We start from the raw sequence: 1886 nt of genomic DNA on the forward strand, positions 1-1886 counted from the left end.
CGCTTAGATTATGCCCCAGTCGTTGACGTTAGGACGATTAAGGCTAAGAAAAAAGACAAGTACACCCAAGATGAAGCCGTTAAATATGCAATTATGGAAACCTTGAAATATAGCGTTAAGCCTAGTGACATGATGGCTGATTATAGCTGGTTCTATGAGCTGACTAAACAGACCCATAAGCTACGATTTATCGCTAGTGGTGGGGCGCTGAAGGACGCTTTGAAGTCTGAAAAAGACATTTCTAATGACGATATGATTGCTACTGGTGATGAAGAAAATAGCGCCACTGATGAACGTCGTTGGGTGTTTTTGTACAACAAAAAGAAGGGCTATTACGCTTATTCTCCCAAGCACAATCAATAGCTGTTTTTACCCTAAAATAAAATCACCTTGTCGTACAAGCAACCCCTTACCCCTGCTGGGCTAAGGGGTGTTTTTTTGATGATTTGTATGACAGCGTGCAGTCCATTTGTCGTACACGGAAACCCTTACTGTGTATGGCTTTAGGTCGTTTGCAACCAGTTGCATGGTGTGTGAACAAAAATTATGCCATCGGCACGATAAAAAACCATGCAAGAATTGTATGGCTCTGGCTGTGTACTCAATCATGCAATTTCTCTGACTCCTCTGCCCTCCAGTTACAGTCTTTTTGATAATTGACGATAGAGACCCCTCAATTTTCGGCGGGTAGCGGTCGATTGTCCCGAAGGGCAATCGGCTAGCGTTCCGCATGAAGTGAATATGAAACTGTCAATAAACCAAATTAGCGCCAGTTTTGCCCCTGCCGCTAGAGCGCGCGCCCCACGGACGCACGACCTACGGTAGGGCTAAACTGGTGCGCCTTGGTATACTTACGAAATCAGCGTCCACGCCCACTGCGTAAGGGCTACAGACGATTGAAAAAAGGGCGAGAGATAATCAGGATGATTCGGAAAATTGGGGGGTTTTTCCTTCTCTTGATACTATTAGGGATAACTGGCGGATTAATTACTAGGGTAATAATCGCGCTTAGGCTATGTATTCTATAGGTTTCTATAGAATTATATAGAATTTAGGGGCGTAGTAAAATAATATTGACAGGCAAGAAAAAACCTCGTAGTTTAGGAAGTGTCTAATTTACTAAAACAAACGAGGTCTTTGTATGCCTATCCTAGCACCTGAAAAACAGGTTATCAATAAAAAAGTTATACTTGCATCATCTCAATCTGAACCTAACCCCCAATTAATCGAACACGTTTATCATAATCACCCACCAGAAGCCGTAGAATTGCGTCTAAGCTTTCTTAGCGCTCGTGATGGTGTATGGGACACTCAAAGGGCTAAAACGTCCATAGTGGGCGATATATACGCAATGAACAGTGAATTTAGCCGATACGGTGAACGTATGGCTGATTGTTCAGGATTTTTAGGCTTTGGATTAGGTGATGATGGTCTTAAACTCAAACAAGCTAGTTTTTGCCGTGTCCGTTACTGTCCTGTGTGTCAGTGGCGTAGATCACTGCTATGGAAAGCCAATATGTACGTAGCTTACGAAGATATCAAAGATGACTTCCCTACCCACCGTTGGCTGTTTCTGACGCTTACAGTTAAAAACTGTGAGGTTACAGACCTACGCAAAACTTTACAGGATATGAATAAGGCATGGCACAGGCTCGTTAAGCGTAAACAATTCAATGTCGTTGATGGTTGGATACGTACAACCGAAGTGACCAAGGGCAAGGACGGCACAGCTCACCCACATTTCCATATTATGCTTTTGGTCAAGGCTAGTTATTTCACTCGCAACTATATCAAACAAGCTGAATGGGTGAGATTATGGCGTGATGTCATGCGCTTAGATTATGCCCCAGTCGTTGACGTTAGGACGATTAAGGCTAAGAAAAAAG

Annotated in this window: 2 protein-coding genes; both read left to right on the top strand. The window is 43.2% G+C overall.

Features of this window, described 5'->3' with window-relative positions; genetic code table 11:
* Positions 1-363: protein rep (locus tag I3257_RS14050; protein WP_238050160.1), on the top strand; the 363-nt coding region annotated here is incomplete at its 5' end.
* Between the two features lie 778 nt (positions 364-1141).
* A partial coding sequence (locus I3257_RS14055; protein ID WP_238050161.1) for a protein rep occupies positions 1142-1886 on the top strand: 745 nt, incomplete at its 3' end.

Origin of the sequence: Psychrobacter sp. Ps7 (assembly GCF_022129225.1) — a bacterium.
GTDB lineage: Bacteria > Pseudomonadota > Gammaproteobacteria > Pseudomonadales > Moraxellaceae > Psychrobacter > Psychrobacter immobilis_A.